Below are 17,542 nucleotides of genomic sequence, written 5' to 3'. Positions count from 1 at the left end.
GAGCTTCTTTCTCAGTCATGATTTTCTATATATGAAATTTTCTTATTTTCATACATAAGCATGTCTATATGTTTAAAGAATTCGTCTGCTTCCATTTTGGAATTACAGCTATAGATATCGTATCCTATGGAAAAGTTAAGGTTGTATGGTTTTAAATTACTTACATTAAAATTCTCAACATTTTTTCTGATTCTATTTACCACCTTATCAAGAGTTTGTCCATTATATATGTCAGTTATAATTACAAACTCATCTCCCCCAAACCTTGCTATAAAATCATCTGTCTTTAAACTTCTTCTTATAATCTCAACTGAATCTTTTAATGCCTCATCTCCAATTTTATGTCCAAATCTATCGTTTATAGATTTAAATTCATTCAAATCCAATAGTATTGCTGAAAATGATTTGTTTTCAGTTGAATTCCTAATTCTTTCTCTTATGTACTCATCAAGTTGTCTTCTATTATATATTCCAGTTAAGTAATCAGTATTTATTCCTCTATTTTGTATGTTAAAATATATAATTAATAAAGATAACATCATTCCTACCCAATTTAAGGAGTATCCATAAAAAAGTACTTGGATAGTTGTCCCAATTGCCATTGGAATAAAATAGACAATCATAGAAATATACTTACGTTTTTCAATGTACTGTTTATGTTTAATTAAATACATTAAGGAATATATAAGAAGCCCATAACAATATGCTACATGTAAAGCAAAATAAGGACCTCTATGATATATATTATTTTGATCAACATAAAAAAAGCTTCCAGTAAATAAGCTTATAATACATATCATTAAATTTAATAAGAAAAACACCATCAAAACCTTTTGTTTTTCTTTAACCTTAATATCACTAGAAAAAACATGATAACTAGTATAAAGAACACTTAAAGATGGTGGAATGGGTTCTAGCACATAAAGTAAAAAATTAAAACCAGTATTAAAAGTTAAATTCATAGATCCTTTAAGTCCATTAAATTTCCAAGCAAAAGCATCTATAATTATCATCCCTATATTGGCTAAAATCATAGCTTTAAACAATTTATATTGCATTGAAATATTCTCTGAACTGCTTCTTATATTTAAAAATATAAACACTAAAATTATAAGAGATACTGTATTAGCATCCAATGTTTTTAAAGTCACCTTAACCGCCCCATATTAAATAATATTTTAATATTAAATATACCTTGTTTTTACATTAAAATCAATTACATAAGTTAATTGTATCACAACTACTACTTTTTGGTAATTTTTTTCAATCTTTTTTTATAAAATTTAAACCCCGAATACTAGTCAACTAGTATTCGGGGTTTTTTAAATACTTATTTAATATCTAAAAGCCAATTTTCTGCTTCAGATTTATCCATAAATACTCCTAAGGCCTTACCTTTATTACTTTCTAACATCATTTCTCTAAATCTATCATTTACTCTATCCTCATTGTTTAAAACAATGACCATTTTTATACGATAATTTATAAATTTCTGAAGTATCATTCCAGCTAATTTTGTTCTTAAATTAAAAAAATCGTCTGATAATATTTTCTCATGTAGTAATACGTTATATACATCCGCTTCCCAGCAACTAGATATAATATCTAAGCTGTCTTGTTCAGATTTAATTTGCTCGTTAGAAGCTCCATTAAATTCTAAGTATTTTTTATTTAATTTTTCAACTACATTGTATTTCATTTAAATTCTCTCCATCCTTTTATGTATTTTCAGTAAGAAGTGCTATTGTACTTAACATTTCCTGAGTAAAATCTATACTACCCCATAGAACCACTTTAAGTTTTCTGTCTTCAGTATAATATTTGGCATTAATTGCAGCTTTTCCAATCTTAGAGTCTCTACTATTTGTAATAGCAACTAATGTATTTGATATTCTCATATATTCATCTGGAGATATGTTATTAATATCAACTACTGTAGATACATTTATATTATGTTCCGAAACTTCACCACTTGAAGTGAATTCAAATTCATTCTCTTCCTTTTTATCTTCTTTACTAACAGAAAAATCATTTTTCTCCATGAATGTACTTAAATCATGTCCTGATATTCTCCATTGCTTTCCTACTTTACGAGCTCCGAGTTTTCCCTCATTTATAAACTTTCTTATAGTTTTATGGTGCATACCTAATAAATCTGCTATTTGGTCAATAGTATAAAACTTTTCTTCCAACTTAATACCTTCTTTCAAAGTTACTCTATATTTAGATATTAATGATTTTATTGCTATTTGTCAAGTTTTTGTTGTATTTTATTGCTATTTTTTATCCTTTATACCCAAAATACCATAGTATTTTTTCAAATACTATGGTACCTCTTTAACTATTTTACTTTTCTATAAATTTAGTCAGTTCTTTATTAAATCTGTCCTTCTCATCATAGAAGACCGCATGTCCACTATATTCAAATGGTATCAATTTAGAGTTTTTAATAGCTTTCTTTTGTGCTTCTCCTAATTCAAAGAAACAAACCTTATCATGAATCCCATGAAGAATTACAGTTGGAACTTTAATTTTCTTAAGGTCAGAAAATAACTCCTCCTCTCCTAGCCAAGTTTTTGCAACCATTGCTGTTCCCCATCCTGATGCTTCTAATCCTATGTTAAAAAACCATTCTGACATTCCTTGACTTATATATTGAAAGAAAAATAAATCTCCAAATCCTTTTAGCATCTTTGGTCTATCAGTATATGTTCCGTCAATAATATTATCTACTACTTCCTTTTTTTGTCCATATGGAAAGTTGTCTCTTTGTATAAGACTTGGTGCAGCTGCTGCAACTAAAGCTAATTTTGATACTCCATATCCATCATGTCTAGCCATATATCTAACTGCAATAGCTCCTCCAGTTGAATGTCCTAAAAGTGTTATATCCTTTAATTCAAGAGCATCAATTACACAGCGAACATCATCAGCTAAACGATCATAATCATATCCACTCCACGGTCTATCTGAATTACCAAATCCTCTAGTATCTATTCCTATACATCTATATCCCATCTTTGGTAGTTCATCAAACTGATACTCAAATAACTTAGTGCTTCCTGGCCAACCATGTAAAAACAATATAGTTCTTTTCCCTTCTGGATTAAGATCCTCTACATATATTTTCACATTTTTTTCAACTCTAACGTAGTATCCCACTAAAATGCCTCCATATATATTTTTTCACTATATTTTATTCATTATCATATAAATAAGTGAGTTATTTTTTAGATTTTGGACAACTTGCTAATTATCTATTATAATGTAGAAAATGGTTGAAATATGTTTTGATATGAACACTTGAGGAGGTAACAAAGTGAATTTTTTAAAGAAACTATTACTTCATAGGATTACTTTTGTATTTGTCTCTATTTTAGTTCAAATTGTTGTCTTAGTATGGGCTGTATTTAAGTTAGATGAATACTTTGTTTATTTTTATGGAATAAGTGTATTCATAAGTATGTTATCCGTATTAGCAATTACCAACAGTAATAGTAATCCAGCTTATAAAATTGCATGGATAATTCCTATATTATCTCTTCCTGTTTTGGGTGGTCTATTTTATGTATTTTTTGGCGGAAGCAAGCTAAACAGAAGAACAAGAAAAAAAATGAAGTATATAGCTCTTAAATCCTCTGAGGCACTATCCTCAAAGGATGATATCTTAGCTGATATTAAAGACAAAAATCCTATTGCAGGAATACAATCTACATACATAAAAGATTACGCTTTTTGTCCACCTTATGATAATACTTATGTGGAATATTTTCCTCTTGGGGAAGATGCCTATAAAGTCCTCATTGAAGAACTAAAAAAGGCAAAACATTATATTTTCCTAGAATATTTCATTATAACTGAAGGATTTATGTGGAATAGCATTTTAGATATACTTATAGAAAAAGCTAAAGAGGGAATAGATGTTAGAGTAATGTATGATGATGTTGGCTGTCTTTTAACTCTTCCAGAAGGGTATGACAAAAAATTAGAGAAGCTTGGGATAAAATGCTCAGTTTTTAACCCTTTAAAACCTTTTATATCTTTTAGATTAAATAATAGAAATCATAGAAAAATCGCTGTTATTGATGGGATTACAGGTTTTACAGGGGGCTTTAATTTAGCTGATGAGTACATAAATGAATATGAAAAATACGGACATTGGAAAGATACTGCTATAATGCTTAAGGGTGACGGTGTCTGGAGCCTTACTGTAATGTTTTTAACTATATGGGATTTTCAAAAAGGAATTGATGAAGATTTTAGTAAATTTAAGAACCCATTAATTTCTGAGCTAATATTTAATAAAAATGAATATGTCCAACCTTTTACTGATAGCCCCTTAGATGAAGAGCCTGTGGGAGAAATTGTTTATCTTAATTTAATTAACAAAGCAAAAAAATATGTATACATAACTACCCCTTATTTAATTATTGGTAATGAAATGGTCACAGCTTTAACTTCTGCTGCAAAAGGAGGAATTGATGTTAGAATAATAACACCACATATTCCAGATAAAAGAACAGTTCATGAAGTAAGCAGATCATATTATAAAACCTTAATTAATAGCGGAGTAAAAATCTATGAATATCTTCCTGGTTTTATTCACTCAAAGTCTTATATTGTTGATGATGAATATGCAGTAGTTGGAACTATTAATATGGATTATAGAAGTCTGTATTTGCACTTTGAATGTGGTGTTTGGATGTATAACTGTTTAAGTATTAAAGATATATATTCAGACTTTATGGCAACATTGGAAAGATGTAAACAAATAACTCTTGAAGAAACAAACAATATAAAATGGTATAGAACAGTTCTTCGTTTGATACTTCGTATATTCTCCCCAATTATGTAATAAAGGCGGTACAAGAATATTTTTTAATCATTCTTGTACCGCCTATTTTAAGCCTTTTTACAATATATATCATAACTATTTAGCTATCCCATCTAAATTAAAGCCTTCCATTTCATGTTCAAATAAAGGCTTACTGTAATAATAACCTTGAATAACATTGCATCCAAGCTCATTAAGTATATCCAATTGTTTTTTCTCTTCTACCCCCTCTGCTACTATTCTGTATTCAAGGGATTTGCATAAATCAATAATACATTTTACTACAGCCTTATACTTGTTAATATGTATGTTATCAATAAAAGACTTGTCTATTTTAAGTGTGTTTATAGGAAGTGCCGTAAGATAAGTTAATGAAGAATATCCTTTTCCAAAATCATCTACAGCTATCTTAATACCTCTTTTAATAATCTCATTTAAAATTTCAATTTTATTATTATGAAGATCTATAAGCATTCCTTCTGTAATTTCTATCTCGATTAAAGAAGGAGACGTATTATTTTTCTGACATATATCTATAAGTTTATCTATAAAATCTTTATTGAGCTGCATAGGAGATATATTTATAGATATATTCTCGAAGTTATAACCTGACTTATTTAATAAATTTATCTGTTTACATACATTATCAATTACCCACTCACCTATTTCTACAATACTTCCTGAAGACTCTGCTATAGGGATAAACTCACTTGGGGCAATTAACCCAAGCTCCTTGCTCTTCCATCTTAATAAAGCTTCAAAACCCGTAGTTTTATTATTGAAACTATTAACTTGAGGCTGATACATTATATATAATTCATCATTACTTATAGCACTTTTAAGTTCTTGCTCTATTAGAAATTTTCTATCATATTTATTTGACATTGATTTTTCAAAAAATGTTATGAAATTTTTTCCTTTTATTTTGGATTGAGCCAAAGCTAAATCTGAATACCTGTATAACTCTAGCATACTTGTTCCGTCCTTTGGAAATAAGGATACTCCAAAACTTACAGTTATGTATAAATCTTTTTCCTTAATTTTTAAGGGTAACTTTAATTTTTCTACTATTCTCTTACACAACCTATTTATATCTTCAACTTCATGGAAGTTTTCTATCAAAATTATAAATTCATCTGCACTCAAACGGTGAACTTTTCCACTACCATAAATAGAATCTGATAATATTTTAGAAACTTCTTTTAGAACCAAATCTCCATAGCTAGGTCCATATATATCATTTATTAATTTAAAATCATCTATATCCATATAGATAATAGATCCCTTTTCATTTTTAAGCTTCCATCTATTTAAATATAATTTAAAATTCTCTTTAAATAATGCTCTATTCGGAAGTTTTGTCAAAGAATCATAATAATATAGATATTCAATATCATCTTTTAATTTTTTCTTATCAGTTATATCTTCTATATACCCTGCTAGTAACTTTATCTTGTTTTCATGGTTTTTAATTAAATCACCTTCAATTAAAATCCATATCTCTTCACCATTTTCATTTTGAATTTTAAATTCTTTTTTATATAAATCACTAGCTCCATCTATCAATGATTCTAGTTCATTTATAGGGTCCATTTTATTTTCTTTTATGATTATTTTATTAATGAAATCAAATAAACTCCTAGTGTTTTCTAACTTTTTTTGTACTATATTCTCAAGGTTTTTTGAAAAGTAAAATTTGTCTTTCTCTATATCCCATTCCCATACTGCTATTCGTCCTTTATTTAGCCCTTTTAAATATCTTTCTTCGACTTTTTTATAACAAAGTTTCATAATCTTCACTCCACATGAAATTACTCTATTTTACTTTCCTGGAGATAGTCTACTATAAGTTTATCCATCTTTTCGCTTATCTCTTGAAGAATATCTCTATCTGATTTATTTAAGAAATTAATATTTATAATTAACTTATTTAAAATCTCCCTCATAACCTCAATTTCTTCCTTTTTCCCCATGATTCACCCCCAAGAACATCTATTACTATTGCATATATTTTATCTTTTAAACAAAATACATATTTTGTGCATTTATTTATGCCTAAATACTAATTAATTCTCTATAAAGCTATAAAGATTTATGGATATTTTTAAATTAATTATATATACATCGGTAAATCATTTCATAAAACCCCAAAATAATACAATATTTTATTAATATTTGGCTTTATATGAATATTATGTTATAATGATTATGTACAAAATATGTATTTTGTAGATATTTTGCATTTATATACTATTATCATATTTATTGTAATTATTTTTAACAAAAATTTAATTTTGACTAAATAAAAAGGAGTAAACTTGCGTTCACTCCCTTTATATATTACTCCATTAATTCAACACGAGAATATATTTTGTTCTTCAGTATTCTTTTTCCTATTCTAGCCTTTTCATCTGTTTTTATATTATTCTTAGCTGAAAACTCTGCTTCCACTTGTTTTATTCCATAAGAAGATTTTTTTTCAGCTATTTCTTTAATCTTCTTTAGAATATCTATGCGATCTTTTTCCATATTCATCACTCCTCATGTTGACTAGTAAAAAGCTCCATTTTTAGAACCTCTATTTCTAATTTTTGTTCTAAGTAACTTATTACTTCAATAATAATTATATGCTCCTTATCTATCAATAAATTTCCTTTTAAAACAAAAATTATATTCTCATTAAGATATTTGGTATTAAGCTTTGCAAATATATATTTACTTTTCCTAAACTCTTGTGGTTTGCAAAAACCAAATAAATTAATAGAATACATTATAGAACTTAGTGATTCTAATGTAAGCTTAATATCCTTCTGCATTCTGCTAATGTCCTCTTCACTATCATAATATGTATATACTTTGATTTGTTTTCTAATTTTTGCATATTCTTTTATAACACTTTCATATAATTCATTTATATCAACATCTAATCCATTCTCTAAACAAGTATCAATGTACTTTAGTACTTTAATCTTGCTATTAAGTACAGCATATAGAGTATCTATTTCATTTTCTTGAAGCATTTCAACATATTTAACACTTTTTATCTCATCCAAAGTAAATTCTGTGTTTTTTAATTTTATATTTATTAAAGTTCTACAGGATATAAAAACAAAGTCCCATATCACAGCTAATAAAGATATACTTGCTAAGAAAAATATAAAATTGAATCTATACTGTGGCGACCAGCTAACTTCTATAATAGTAAACTCTTTAATCTTTTCATAAAAAGAAATTGAAAACAGAGAAATCCATATAAGAACTACTACATAGTATCCTCTTCTAGTTAGTTTCATGTCCTCCTCAAACCCTTGTTTAAAATGAGCCAAAAACATATACATAATGAAAAAAACTATAGGAATAAAAATAAACAATAAAAGTTTTATATCCATAATGACCTCAACATAAATTTTTATATTAATTTCTATTCCTTTATAAATGAATTTAGTACTAAACCTAATAAACTTAAGATTTGTTATTCAAACTATCTCTTTTATCTCTAAAAATAGTTAATAAATATATTATTATTACTGGAGAAACTAATAAGGCAGTACATGCTATTCCAATACTCACAGATATATTAGTTGCTATAATTCCAATGATTGGACCTCCTATTATTTGACCTAAAGCATTAACCTGACTATTAGTAGAAATCACCGTAGCTCTTGCCTTTTCATCTATGTGGTTATTTAGCCATGCACTAAATATAGGTTCATTTATAGTCCTAAACATGTTTGTAAGCAAATATCCCATAAGCATTATTTTAAAATCTTTAGTAAGAGCAAATATAAGCATAAATATAATGTAAAATATATTAGTACCTATTAATACTACAGCACTATTAATTTTTTCCTCTCTCTCTAATCTCTTTACTATAAGCTGCATAACTCCAGCATTTAATAACATTCCACTTATACCAAAAATTCCAAACCAAGTTACTGAACTTAGATTCCAAATACTAGGCAATATGGTATCTTGTAAAAAATGAGCTGTGTAAAGCCTATCGTATCCTTCACTAGCTAGTCCATAGAATAAAGTAGCGGATAAAAGAAGCATTATTATTGGTTTACTTTTTATAAACTTTACACTAGATCTAAAAGTATAACCCATCTTTCTAAAAGTGTTTAACTCATCTGGTGCAGATGGAGTAAAATTTCCCTCTCTCATGTAAATCCATAAAAATATAGAAAATATTATAAATATAGCGCCTCCTAAAGCAATAGGAATTCTCACAGAAAAATTGCCTAAAATTGTACTAAAAACTATTCCTACAATTGATCCAATCTGTCCTGCTTGCGCACCTTTTATATAAACCCGATTTAAATCTTCTCCCTTACTTTCTTCTGCTATCCACGCATCAATTGATCCACTAATAAATGTATAACCTATTCCCCATACTATTTGAGATATGATAATAATTATAAATTTAGGTATTGATGCTTCTATCATAAATCCAAGTCCTATTAAAGTGGTCCCTATTATTATGGATAACTTACGGCTATAAACATCTGAAACTATTCCTGTTGGAATTTCAAATATGAAACAAGCAGCTTCTAAAGTTGTGCCAACCAGTATAAGTTGAAGGGGATTTAAATGCACTTTCTCTATATGATAAACCATAGAAACTGTAAAAACAGAAGAAAAGCACATTGCTGTTATTGCTGAAAATAATAAATATATTTTATATGAAGAAATTTTATTAGTCATAATTAATCACCATCCTTAAAAAAGGTCGTAAATGAACTATTCATTTACGACCTTATAATTGCATTATTTATAAACATGAAAATCTAAAATAGTCTAAATTTATATAGACTAAGATCCAATATCACATATAAACGAAGTAAAAATAGGTATAAAAAAGCACCCTGTTTAGAACACGGCCTTCTCCTACTTTTACTAATAAGGTATAACATGCTCATTTAATATTGATTATTTTATGATACACAAACAAACCTTGAATAAAATCAAGATTTTTTTAAATATATCACTAACAATCTTTATTCAGTTAGTTTAGTTACAAACTACCTCTTTTAGCATATTTACGCACCTTTTCGTTTATATTTTTATGTAATATTAATTCATGTTTATTTTCTTATACATATTAATTATACAATATTTTCAAATATATGCAATAAAAACTCCTCAGAAAAATTTTATCTTCTGAGGAGTTTAGTTTTATTTTAAGTTTATTAATAATTGACCTGCTTTAACTTGTTGACCTTCTTTTGCAATAATTGATCCAACAACACCTTCAACAGCAGCTGTAACCTTAGCTTCCATCTTCATAGCTTCTACAATAATAACTGCTTGATTTTTAGCAACTGTTTCTCCTTCTTCAACAAGAATTGATAAAATAGTTCCTGGAATAGGTGCTCCTATCTGTTTTCTATCAGAAGGATCTGCCATTTCAATTGTGTTAAAGTCTTGAATAAACTTGTTGTTTTTATCTTTAATCTTAACCTCTCTGCGGTTACCATCAACTTCAAAAACAAGAATTTTATTTCCTTCATTATCAGGATTACTTACGCTTAAAAGTCTTATCATATAAGCTTTTCCTTCAGCTACTTCAACTTCACAAGTTTCACCTTCATAAAGTCCGTGGAAGAATACATCGCTTCCCATTCTTGTAAAGTCTCCAACCTCTTTTCTGTATTTTACATATTCCTCAAATACATCTGGGTAAAGAGCGTAACTTAAGATATCTCTCTTATCTGGTTCAATTTCTAATTCGTCTTTTAAATATTTTTCTATCTTATCAAAGTCTTCTGGAGGAAGTAGTTCTCCTGGTCTACAAATTATAGGTTCTTCTCCCTTTAGTACTATCTTTTGAAGTTCTTCTGGGAATCCTCCACTTGGTTGACCCATCATTCCTTTAAAATAAGAAACTACTGAATCTGGGAAAGCTAAATGTGCTGCTTTTTCTTGAATATTTTCTGGAGTAAGATTGTTTTGAACCATAAATATAGCAAAATCTCCAACCATTTTTGAAGATGGAGTTACTTTTACAATATCTCCAACCATATCATTTACAACCTTATAGTTTTCTTTAACTTCATGGAACTTGTGTCCAAGCCCAAAGCTTTCAACCTGTGGTTTTAAATTTGAATATTGTCCACCTGGTATTTCATACTTGTATATTTCAGCAGAACCAGATTTTAAATCGGACTCAAAAGCTTGATAAACTGGTCTTACTGCTTCCCAATAATCAGAAACAAGCTGAATTCCTTTAAGGTTAGTTCCAGTATCTCTTCTAGTATTTTTAAGTGCAGCAACTACTGAGTTTAGTGCAGGCTGACTTGTAAGTCCTGACATACTGTTAAATGCTGTATCAACAATATCAACACCAGCCTCTGCTGCCATTATTACTGTAGCTACTCCATTACCTGTAGTGTCATGAGTATGAAGATGTATTGGAATGCTAATTTCTTGCTTTAATGCACTTACTAATTTAAAGGCTGCATGAGGTTTTAAAAGTGCTGCCATATCCTTAATTCCTAGTATATGAGCACCAGTTTTCTCAATTTCTTTTGCAAGTTTTATATAATAATCTAAGTTATATTTACTCTTCTCATCGTTTAAGATGTCACCTGTATAACATATAGCAGCTTCTGCTACTTTTCCTGTTTTTAAAACTTCTTCTATAGATACTTCCATACCCTTAAGCCAGTTAAGAGAATCGAATATTCTAAATACATCCATACCATTTTTTGCAGCTTCTTTTATAAATTCACGAATTACATTATCAGGATAGTTCTTATATCCTACTGCATTTGCTCCTCTTATAAGCATTTGGAATAATACATTAGGAATCTTCTTTCTAAGTTCAGTTAATCTTTCCCATGGTGATTCATGTAAAAATCTATAGGCAACATCATAAGTTGCTCCGCCCCACATTTCAAGAGAGAACAAGTCATTACCATATACAGAAGTTGCATCTGCTATCTTTAACATATCTCTAGTTCTTACTCTTGTAGCCATTAAAGATTGATGAGCATCTCTCATAGTTGTATCAGTTAAAAGTAACTTATTTTGATTTTTAATCCATTTAATAAGTCCATCAGTACCTTCATTATCAAGGATTTGTTTAGTCCCACTTAAATTTTCAGGAATTTCAACCTTAGGAACTACAGGAACATCAAAGTCTTTTTTAACTCCATTAGTTTCATTAACTACCTTTTCCCCAATGTATCTTAATAGCTTACTTTCTTCATCAGTCTTAGCTTCTATAGAAATAAGTTCAGGGTTTTCTTCAATAAAGCCAGTATGGCATTCTCCCTTTAAGAAGGTAGGATGATTTAACACATTTATTAAGAAGCCAATATTAGTTTTAACTCCTGAAATTGTTGTTTCTTCTATAGCACGAATACTCTTCTTTATTGCATCTTGGAAGGTTCTAGACCAAGATATATTTTTTACAAGTAAACTATCATAATAAGGACTAATAACAGCACCTGTAAATCCATTACCACCATCTAGTCTTATACCAAACCCAGAACTTGTTCTATAAACATCTATTTTTCCTGTATCAGGAGCAAAACTGTTAGATGGATCTTCTGTAGTAATTCTACATTGAATAGAATATCCTCTTGGTTTTACATCATCTTGAGAATATAAACCTATTTCTTCAGAGTTTAAAGGAAAACCTTCTGCAATTAAAATCTGACTTTGAACTAAATCTATACCAGTTACCATTTCTGATACAGTGTGTTCAACTTGAATTCTTGGATTCATTTCTATAAAATAGTGATCTCCGTGCATATCTACTAAAAACTCTAAAGTACCTGCACCTCTATAATTAACATGTTTAGCTATCTTTATAGCATCTTCACAAATTTTATTTCTTTTTTCTTCTGAAAGAGAAAATGCTGGAGTAAATTCTACAACTTTTTGATGTCTTCTTTGTATAGAACAATCTCTTTCATATAAGTGAACTATATTTCCAAACTTATCTCCTAATACCTGAACCTCAATGTGTTTAGGCTTTTCAAGATATTTTTCAATAAACATAAGATCATTACCAAAAGCTTTTTTAGCTTCATTTTTAGCACTGCTAAAAGCATACTCAAGTTCATCTTCACTATGAACTATTCTCATACCTCTACCACCACCACCTGCAGCAGCTTTTATCATGATAGGATATCCACACTCTTTTGCAAATACACTTGCATCTTGGACAGTGTTAACTCCATCTTCATGCCCTGGAATAGTTGGAACTCCAACTGCCTTTGCAACTATTTTGGATTTAATCTTATCCCCAAGAGAATCCATCATATCAGCTGTTGGTCCTATAAACTCAATACCCGACTCTTCACATCTCTTTGCAAACTCAGGGTTTTCTGATAAAAATCCATAACCAGGATGAATAGCATCAACACCCTTTTTAAGCGCAAGGCTTATAATTTCTTCAATATTTAAATACGCTTCAACAGGACTTTTATTCTCACCTATTAGATAAGCTTCATCTGCCTTAGTTTTAAACAAGGAATACTTATCCTCATTAGAATAAATAGCAACTGTTCTAATTCCAAGCTCACTACAAGCCCTAAAGACTCTTATAGCAATTTCGCCCCTATTTGCTACCAAAACTCTTTTAAATTTCTTCATAAAAATGCCCCTTTTCTCTCCTAAAATTTTTGCCTATAGCTAGAATTGGTTTAATGGCTAATAATAAACTTGTAACCACAAAAAAACAAACCTTAACGAACATTTAACAATATATATTAAGGCTTCTTTCTTATTTTCTATATTACTCTATAAAAGCCACCTTTGCTCTTTTTATTATAAATTCAATCTACAATGCAATATACACACCTAATAAAATTCATTATTATAATATATATTCTCTCATTGTTTTCAACTTAAGTACATCTTTATTTTAATTATTATATCATAATTCTTTTAATACTGCTATTCTACAAATAAAATAAATATATTTTTATTGAAGGCTTTTCACTATAAGAATTTGAAAAATGCAAGTTTCACTTCATAATTATTTCGTATTTCACTTTAACACCATCTTATTAAGCAAAAGTAAAATTCTTCATTTATATAGCTAAAACCCGAAACTTATCTAACAAACGCAATTATCCTTCCCCCTAAAATATTAAGAGGAACTTTAGAATTTTAGTTCTAATATTTCAAAGTTCATAACCACCAAAGTTTTAAAGTTCTTTGGTTCTTTGGTTCTTTGGTTCTTTGGTTCTTTGGTTCTTTGGTTCTTTAGAATTTTACTTCCTAGGTACTAGTAAGCAATAAAAAAACACTTTACCATTCACCTAGGAATCTTAAAGCGTTTTTCATTATTATTATTTTATTCCTTTATTCAAATAAGGATTGTACACCATATATGCGTGATTTTCATTTATACACTCATCTTTTACCAATCCAATATTATCATGCATTTTTATATAGGAAATGAGGTTTATTTAATAAATAAACCTACCGTACCACTTTCCAGTATAATTAAAACTCCCAATACTATAAATATTATTGGAACAAAAATATGCTTATACCTCTCAATATTTTTATTAACAAAAGGATGTTCAGCTAATTTAAAACCAATAAAACACCATACACCTGTAAGTAATAAAAAAACTATAACTGTTATTAATATAGAATATAATTTCATACTTGAGAACACTGGTATATAAATACCAATGTTGTCTCCACCATTCGCAATGGTTACTCCTGCTACCTTTAGTATATTTGGACTAATAAACCTTCTAATAGATGCTAAGGTTTTATTTTCTTGATTCAAAACTACTTGTTCTTGTATATTCTCCTCAGCATCTTGAACCTCTTCTTCAAAGTTATTCTTGATTTCTTTTTTATATTCAATATATTCCTTTATCCCTAGATATATAGGTACTAAACCGAGTAACCCAACATACTCCTGTGGAGTTATCGATATTCCTAATGCCCCTGCAATACTTATTGCTGTTAAAGCACCAATTCCTAAATATTGACCAATGACAATATGCTTAACTTTCATGTCTTTATTAACTTGAGAGAAAAACAGCATTAAAATAAAAATATCATCAATATTAGTGCTAAAAAATGAAGCTAGCGCAGTTATTATTGTACTAATCACTTATAATCCTCCAAACAATTAAATATCAGCTAATCTATTTAAATTATACTATATTAATCCCAGTATATAATCGCCTTTATTGATGCAAATTATCTTAAGATAAAATAATTTATTATAAAAAGAGGTGATACAAAATGAAAAGATTTATTAAACACCACATAGTTTTACTATTAATTTTTCTTTGCTCCTTCTTACTTACTATATGTACGCAAGCTCAACCTAACATTGATAATGGCGATGTACAACTGGTTCTTGATTCTTTAAATACAACAACTGTGCCAAGAAATTTACGCAAAACTTCTGATATCTCTTATCTATCCAGTAATAAATCATTAAACCTTACTGGATTAGCTTCGTTAAATATCTCAGGAAGCCAACAATTTTCTGAGCAAAACCTACCATTAATACTAGATTATTTAGACACATCCCTTCCTATAACTATAGTAGATTTAAGACAAGAATCTCATGGTTTTATAAATAGATATCCTGTTAGCTGGGCTAATTTAAAAAATGATGCAAACAAAGACTTAAATAAAGAAGAAGTTATATTAAAGGAAAGTAATCAACTAGAAAATATAGAGTTAAATTCAACTATTAATTTTCAAAAACCTACTACAAAATCACTTAATGTAACTAAAGTTGAAAATGAAGATGCACTAGTTAGTTCGAAGAACGTATCTTACATGAGAATACCCGTTACAGATGGCAAAATACCATCAGATTACATGGTTGACTACACAGTAGATTTTTTTAAAAATATTAATGAAAATTCTTGGCTTCACTTTCATTGTAAAGCTGGTGAAGGAAGAACAACCACCTTTATGATTATGTATGATATGTTTAAAAACGCAAAAAATGTCTCTAGCTCTGATATAATAAATCGCCAATTATCTTTAGCCAAGTTTAATACTAATGTTATCAATAGTTTTCATAATCCTGAAAGAGATAAATTTATGCTAAATTTTTATGAGTACTGTAAAACCAATAATGATAACTTTAGTTCAAAATGGAGTGACTTTATAAAAACTATAACTTTTAATCACTCTATTAAAACTTTCTCTAAAAATACAACAAACTCAAACTATATAAAGAACTCTGAGGTTCCTAAGTTTTTATATGTTATTTCTTTAGATAAATTATCCCCAAGCGAAAAAACTATGATTGCCTCTCTTCAAGGGTTAGTAAGCAATAACTCTTCTACTCAAATATATACTTTAAATTATAATGAGCCAGATTATCAAATCTGGCTAGATGACTTGAAAAGTAATTATAATGTTAACTACGAAATTATTTCTGACCCTTGGATATTAGTAGATAAATTTAAACAGTATGTAGATGGTTATATATTATTTAGTCATAAAAACCCTAAAGACCCCTCAATAAATAACGCCTGCTCTCTTGCAGCATTAAAAAATTCTATAGTCATTAATGAAGATATTGAAAATGAAGTAAATCTACACGGAATTACTAATCTAATTGGTGATTGTAGAAATACTGATAACACCTGGGCATATGATAACTTGTGGGATAAAGGCTTAAACCATTCTCTTTTAATTCAATTATCCCCTGACAAAGATTCCGCCTTAAGAGATTATGCTATACTTTCCAAAGCTTTAGTTTTCTATGAAGAAGATGTTACTAATACCACTCTAAGGGATAAAATATTTTCTAATGCTAATAAAAACTCCACCTGTTTAGGTTGGGGGCCAGATGAATTTATTAATGTAAGTACTGCTTCAAAATATGGAGTGATTATTGTAGCTTCGGACTGGTCATATAACTTAAGTGTACTTAGTTCTTTTAAATCAACTCCTATAAATCAAAAATCTTCCCCAGAGTTTTTAGAAGAAAAAAATGTCCATTACGTTACCTTTGTAATGTCTGATGGTGATAATCAGCAGTGGATTCTTGGAAACAACTATAGCTCTAAAGACTGGTATGGATCAAGTTTAAGAGGGTCTTTTAATATGGGTTGGTCCATTACTCCTTCTATATATTATTTAGCCCCAACTGTTCTTAATATGTATTATAAAAGTGCAAACTCAAGCAATTATAATGATTATTTTATTGTTTCCCCTTCTGGAAGTGGGTATATGTATCCTAGTAAATTTGATACAAAAAGTTTAATTCCTTATATAGATGAATTAAATAATTACATGGATAATGTGAATCAGAAATATGTATCAATAATCGATGATTCCTCATTTTACGATACTGAACTTTGGAACAAATTTACTTATAAAGATAATATTCAAGGGTTATTTTATTTAGATTATCATAAACATGATAACTATCAAGGAAAGATTTTGTGGTCTAATAATAAACCTATAGTATCTTGTAGAGATATACTTTGGAAAAACCTAGAGGAAGAGGATGACTTAATTGAAAAAATTAATTATAGGGTTAATACTTTAGGACAAACAAATATTTCAACTCCCGAAAGTTATACCTTTGTTTATGTCCATGCATGGAGTAAAAACTTAGAAGATGTTGAAAAAGTAATTAATAAATTGAATGAAAATCCTAAAATAAGAGTAGTAACTCCCAAAATCTTTATGGAATTAATTAAGCATAACGTCACTCATTAATCTTCAGTGCTTATATTTATATAAATTGTA

General features: G+C 28.6%; 13 protein-coding genes. 2 read left to right on the top strand and 11 right to left on the bottom strand.

What is annotated here, in order from left to right; all coding sequences use genetic code 11:
- Positions 1–11: 11 nt before the first annotated feature.
- The 4 genes from B3N22_RS15500 to B3N22_RS15485 all read right to left on the bottom strand — a co-directional run bounded on the left by B3N22_RS15500 (position 12) and on the right by B3N22_RS15485 (position 3,162).
- Positions 12–1,151, bottom strand: a complete 1,140-nt coding sequence (locus tag B3N22_RS15500; RefSeq protein ID WP_286908565.1) for a GGDEF domain-containing protein — start codon at positions 1,149–1,151, stop codon at positions 12–14.
- Positions 1,152–1,330: 179 nt separating this feature from the next.
- Positions 1,331–1,699 carry a DUF4180 domain-containing protein gene (locus tag B3N22_RS15495; RefSeq protein ID WP_286908562.1) on the bottom strand — a complete coding sequence of 123 codons (369 nt, stop codon included), beginning with the start codon at positions 1,697–1,699 and terminating at the stop codon, positions 1,331–1,333.
- 19 nt (positions 1,700–1,718) lie between these two features.
- Positions 1,719–2,192 carry a helix-turn-helix domain-containing protein gene (locus B3N22_RS15490; protein ID WP_238902435.1) on the bottom strand — a complete coding sequence of 158 codons (474 nt, stop codon included), beginning with the start codon at positions 2,190–2,192 and terminating at the stop codon, positions 1,719–1,721.
- 154 nt (positions 2,193–2,346) lie between these two features.
- A complete protein-coding gene (locus B3N22_RS15485; protein ID WP_073022445.1) occupies positions 2,347–3,162 on the bottom strand; it encodes an alpha/beta fold hydrolase in 816 nt (271 codons plus the stop codon).
- Between the two features lie 157 nt (positions 3,163–3,319).
- Here B3N22_RS15485 and cls point away from each other — a divergent pair, with 157 nt between their 5' ends.
- On the top strand, positions 3,320–4,855 hold the full coding sequence (gene cls, locus B3N22_RS15480; protein WP_286908559.1) for a cardiolipin synthase: 1,536 nt from the start codon (positions 3,320–3,322) through the stop codon (positions 4,853–4,855).
- 75 nt (positions 4,856–4,930) lie between these two features.
- On the opposite strand, the gene B3N22_RS15475 is transcribed toward cls, so the two are convergent.
- The 7 genes from B3N22_RS15475 to B3N22_RS15445 all read right to left on the bottom strand — a co-directional run bounded on the left by B3N22_RS15475 (position 4,931) and on the right by B3N22_RS15445 (position 14,924).
- Positions 4,931–6,625 carry a sensor domain-containing protein gene (locus B3N22_RS15475; RefSeq protein ID WP_286908557.1) on the bottom strand — a complete coding sequence of 565 codons (1,695 nt, stop codon included), beginning with the start codon at positions 6,623–6,625 and terminating at the stop codon, positions 4,931–4,933.
- Positions 6,626–6,645: 20 nt separating this feature from the next.
- Positions 6,646–6,807 carry a hypothetical protein gene (locus B3N22_RS15470; RefSeq protein WP_156337821.1) on the bottom strand — a complete coding sequence of 54 codons (162 nt, stop codon included), beginning with the start codon at positions 6,805–6,807 and terminating at the stop codon, positions 6,646–6,648.
- Between the two features lie 367 nt (positions 6,808–7,174).
- Positions 7,175–7,363, bottom strand: coding sequence for a hypothetical protein (locus B3N22_RS15465; protein ID WP_021801192.1), 189 nt, complete (start codon positions 7,361–7,363; stop codon positions 7,175–7,177).
- Positions 7,364–7,368: 5 nt separating this feature from the next.
- Positions 7,369–8,127, bottom strand: a complete 759-nt coding sequence (locus B3N22_RS15460) for a hypothetical protein (protein WP_286908556.1) — start codon at positions 8,125–8,127, stop codon at positions 7,369–7,371.
- 169 nt (positions 8,128–8,296) lie between these two features.
- Positions 8,297–9,538, bottom strand: coding sequence for an MFS transporter (locus tag B3N22_RS15455; RefSeq protein ID WP_286908555.1), 1,242 nt, complete (start codon positions 9,536–9,538; stop codon positions 8,297–8,299).
- Positions 9,539–10,009: 471 nt separating this feature from the next.
- Entirely contained in the window at positions 10,010–13,438 is a 3,429-nt protein-coding gene (locus B3N22_RS15450; protein ID WP_286908553.1) for a pyruvate carboxylase, read from the bottom strand.
- Positions 13,439–14,255: 817 nt separating this feature from the next.
- Positions 14,256–14,924, bottom strand: a complete 669-nt coding sequence (locus B3N22_RS15445) for a cadmium resistance transporter (RefSeq protein ID WP_286908551.1) — start codon at positions 14,922–14,924, stop codon at positions 14,256–14,258.
- 134 nt (positions 14,925–15,058) lie between these two features.
- On the opposite strand from B3N22_RS15445, the gene B3N22_RS15440 reads away from it, so the two are divergent.
- On the top strand, positions 15,059–17,512 hold the full coding sequence (locus tag B3N22_RS15440; protein ID WP_286908549.1) for a GxGYxYP domain-containing protein: 2,454 nt from the start codon (positions 15,059–15,061) through the stop codon (positions 17,510–17,512).
- The last annotated feature ends 30 nt before the right edge of the window (positions 17,513–17,542 follow it).

It is taken from the genome of Clostridium sp. UBA1652, assembly GCF_002320975.1.
Lineage (GTDB): Bacteria > Bacillota > Clostridia > Clostridiales > Clostridiaceae > Clostridium_T > Clostridium_T intestinale.
Note: the sequence above shows the minus strand (reverse complement) of the source record. Positions and strands in the feature narration are given on the sequence as shown.

What these genes read in the sequence shown, in the direction of transcription:
- B3N22_RS15465 (WP_021801192.1), bottom strand. Translation starts at nt 7,363, where the DNA reads ATGGAAAAAGATCGCATAGATATTCTAAAGAAGATTAAAGAAATAGCT.
- B3N22_RS15475 (WP_286908557.1), bottom strand. Translation starts at nt 6,625, where the DNA reads ATGAAACTTTGTTATAAAAAAGTCGAAGAAAGATATTTAAAAGGGCTA.
- B3N22_RS15470 (WP_156337821.1), bottom strand. Translation starts at nt 6,807, where the DNA reads ATGGGGAAAAAGGAAGAAATTGAGGTTATGAGGGAGATTTTAAATAAG.
- B3N22_RS15450 (WP_286908553.1), bottom strand. Translation starts at nt 13,438, where the DNA reads ATGAAGAAATTTAAAAGAGTTTTGGTAGCAAATAGGGGCGAAATTGCT.
- B3N22_RS15495 (WP_286908562.1), bottom strand. Translation starts at nt 1,699, where the DNA reads ATGAAATACAATGTAGTTGAAAAATTAAATAAAAAATACTTAGAATTT.
- B3N22_RS15460 (WP_286908556.1), bottom strand. Translation starts at nt 8,127, where the DNA reads ATGAAACTAACTAGAAGAGGATACTATGTAGTAGTTCTTATATGGATT.
- B3N22_RS15440 (WP_286908549.1), top strand. Translation starts at nt 15,059, where the DNA reads ATGAAAAGATTTATTAAACACCACATAGTTTTACTATTAATTTTTCTT.
- B3N22_RS15455 (WP_286908555.1), bottom strand. Translation starts at nt 9,538, where the DNA reads ATGACTAATAAAATTTCTTCATATAAAATATATTTATTATTTTCAGCA.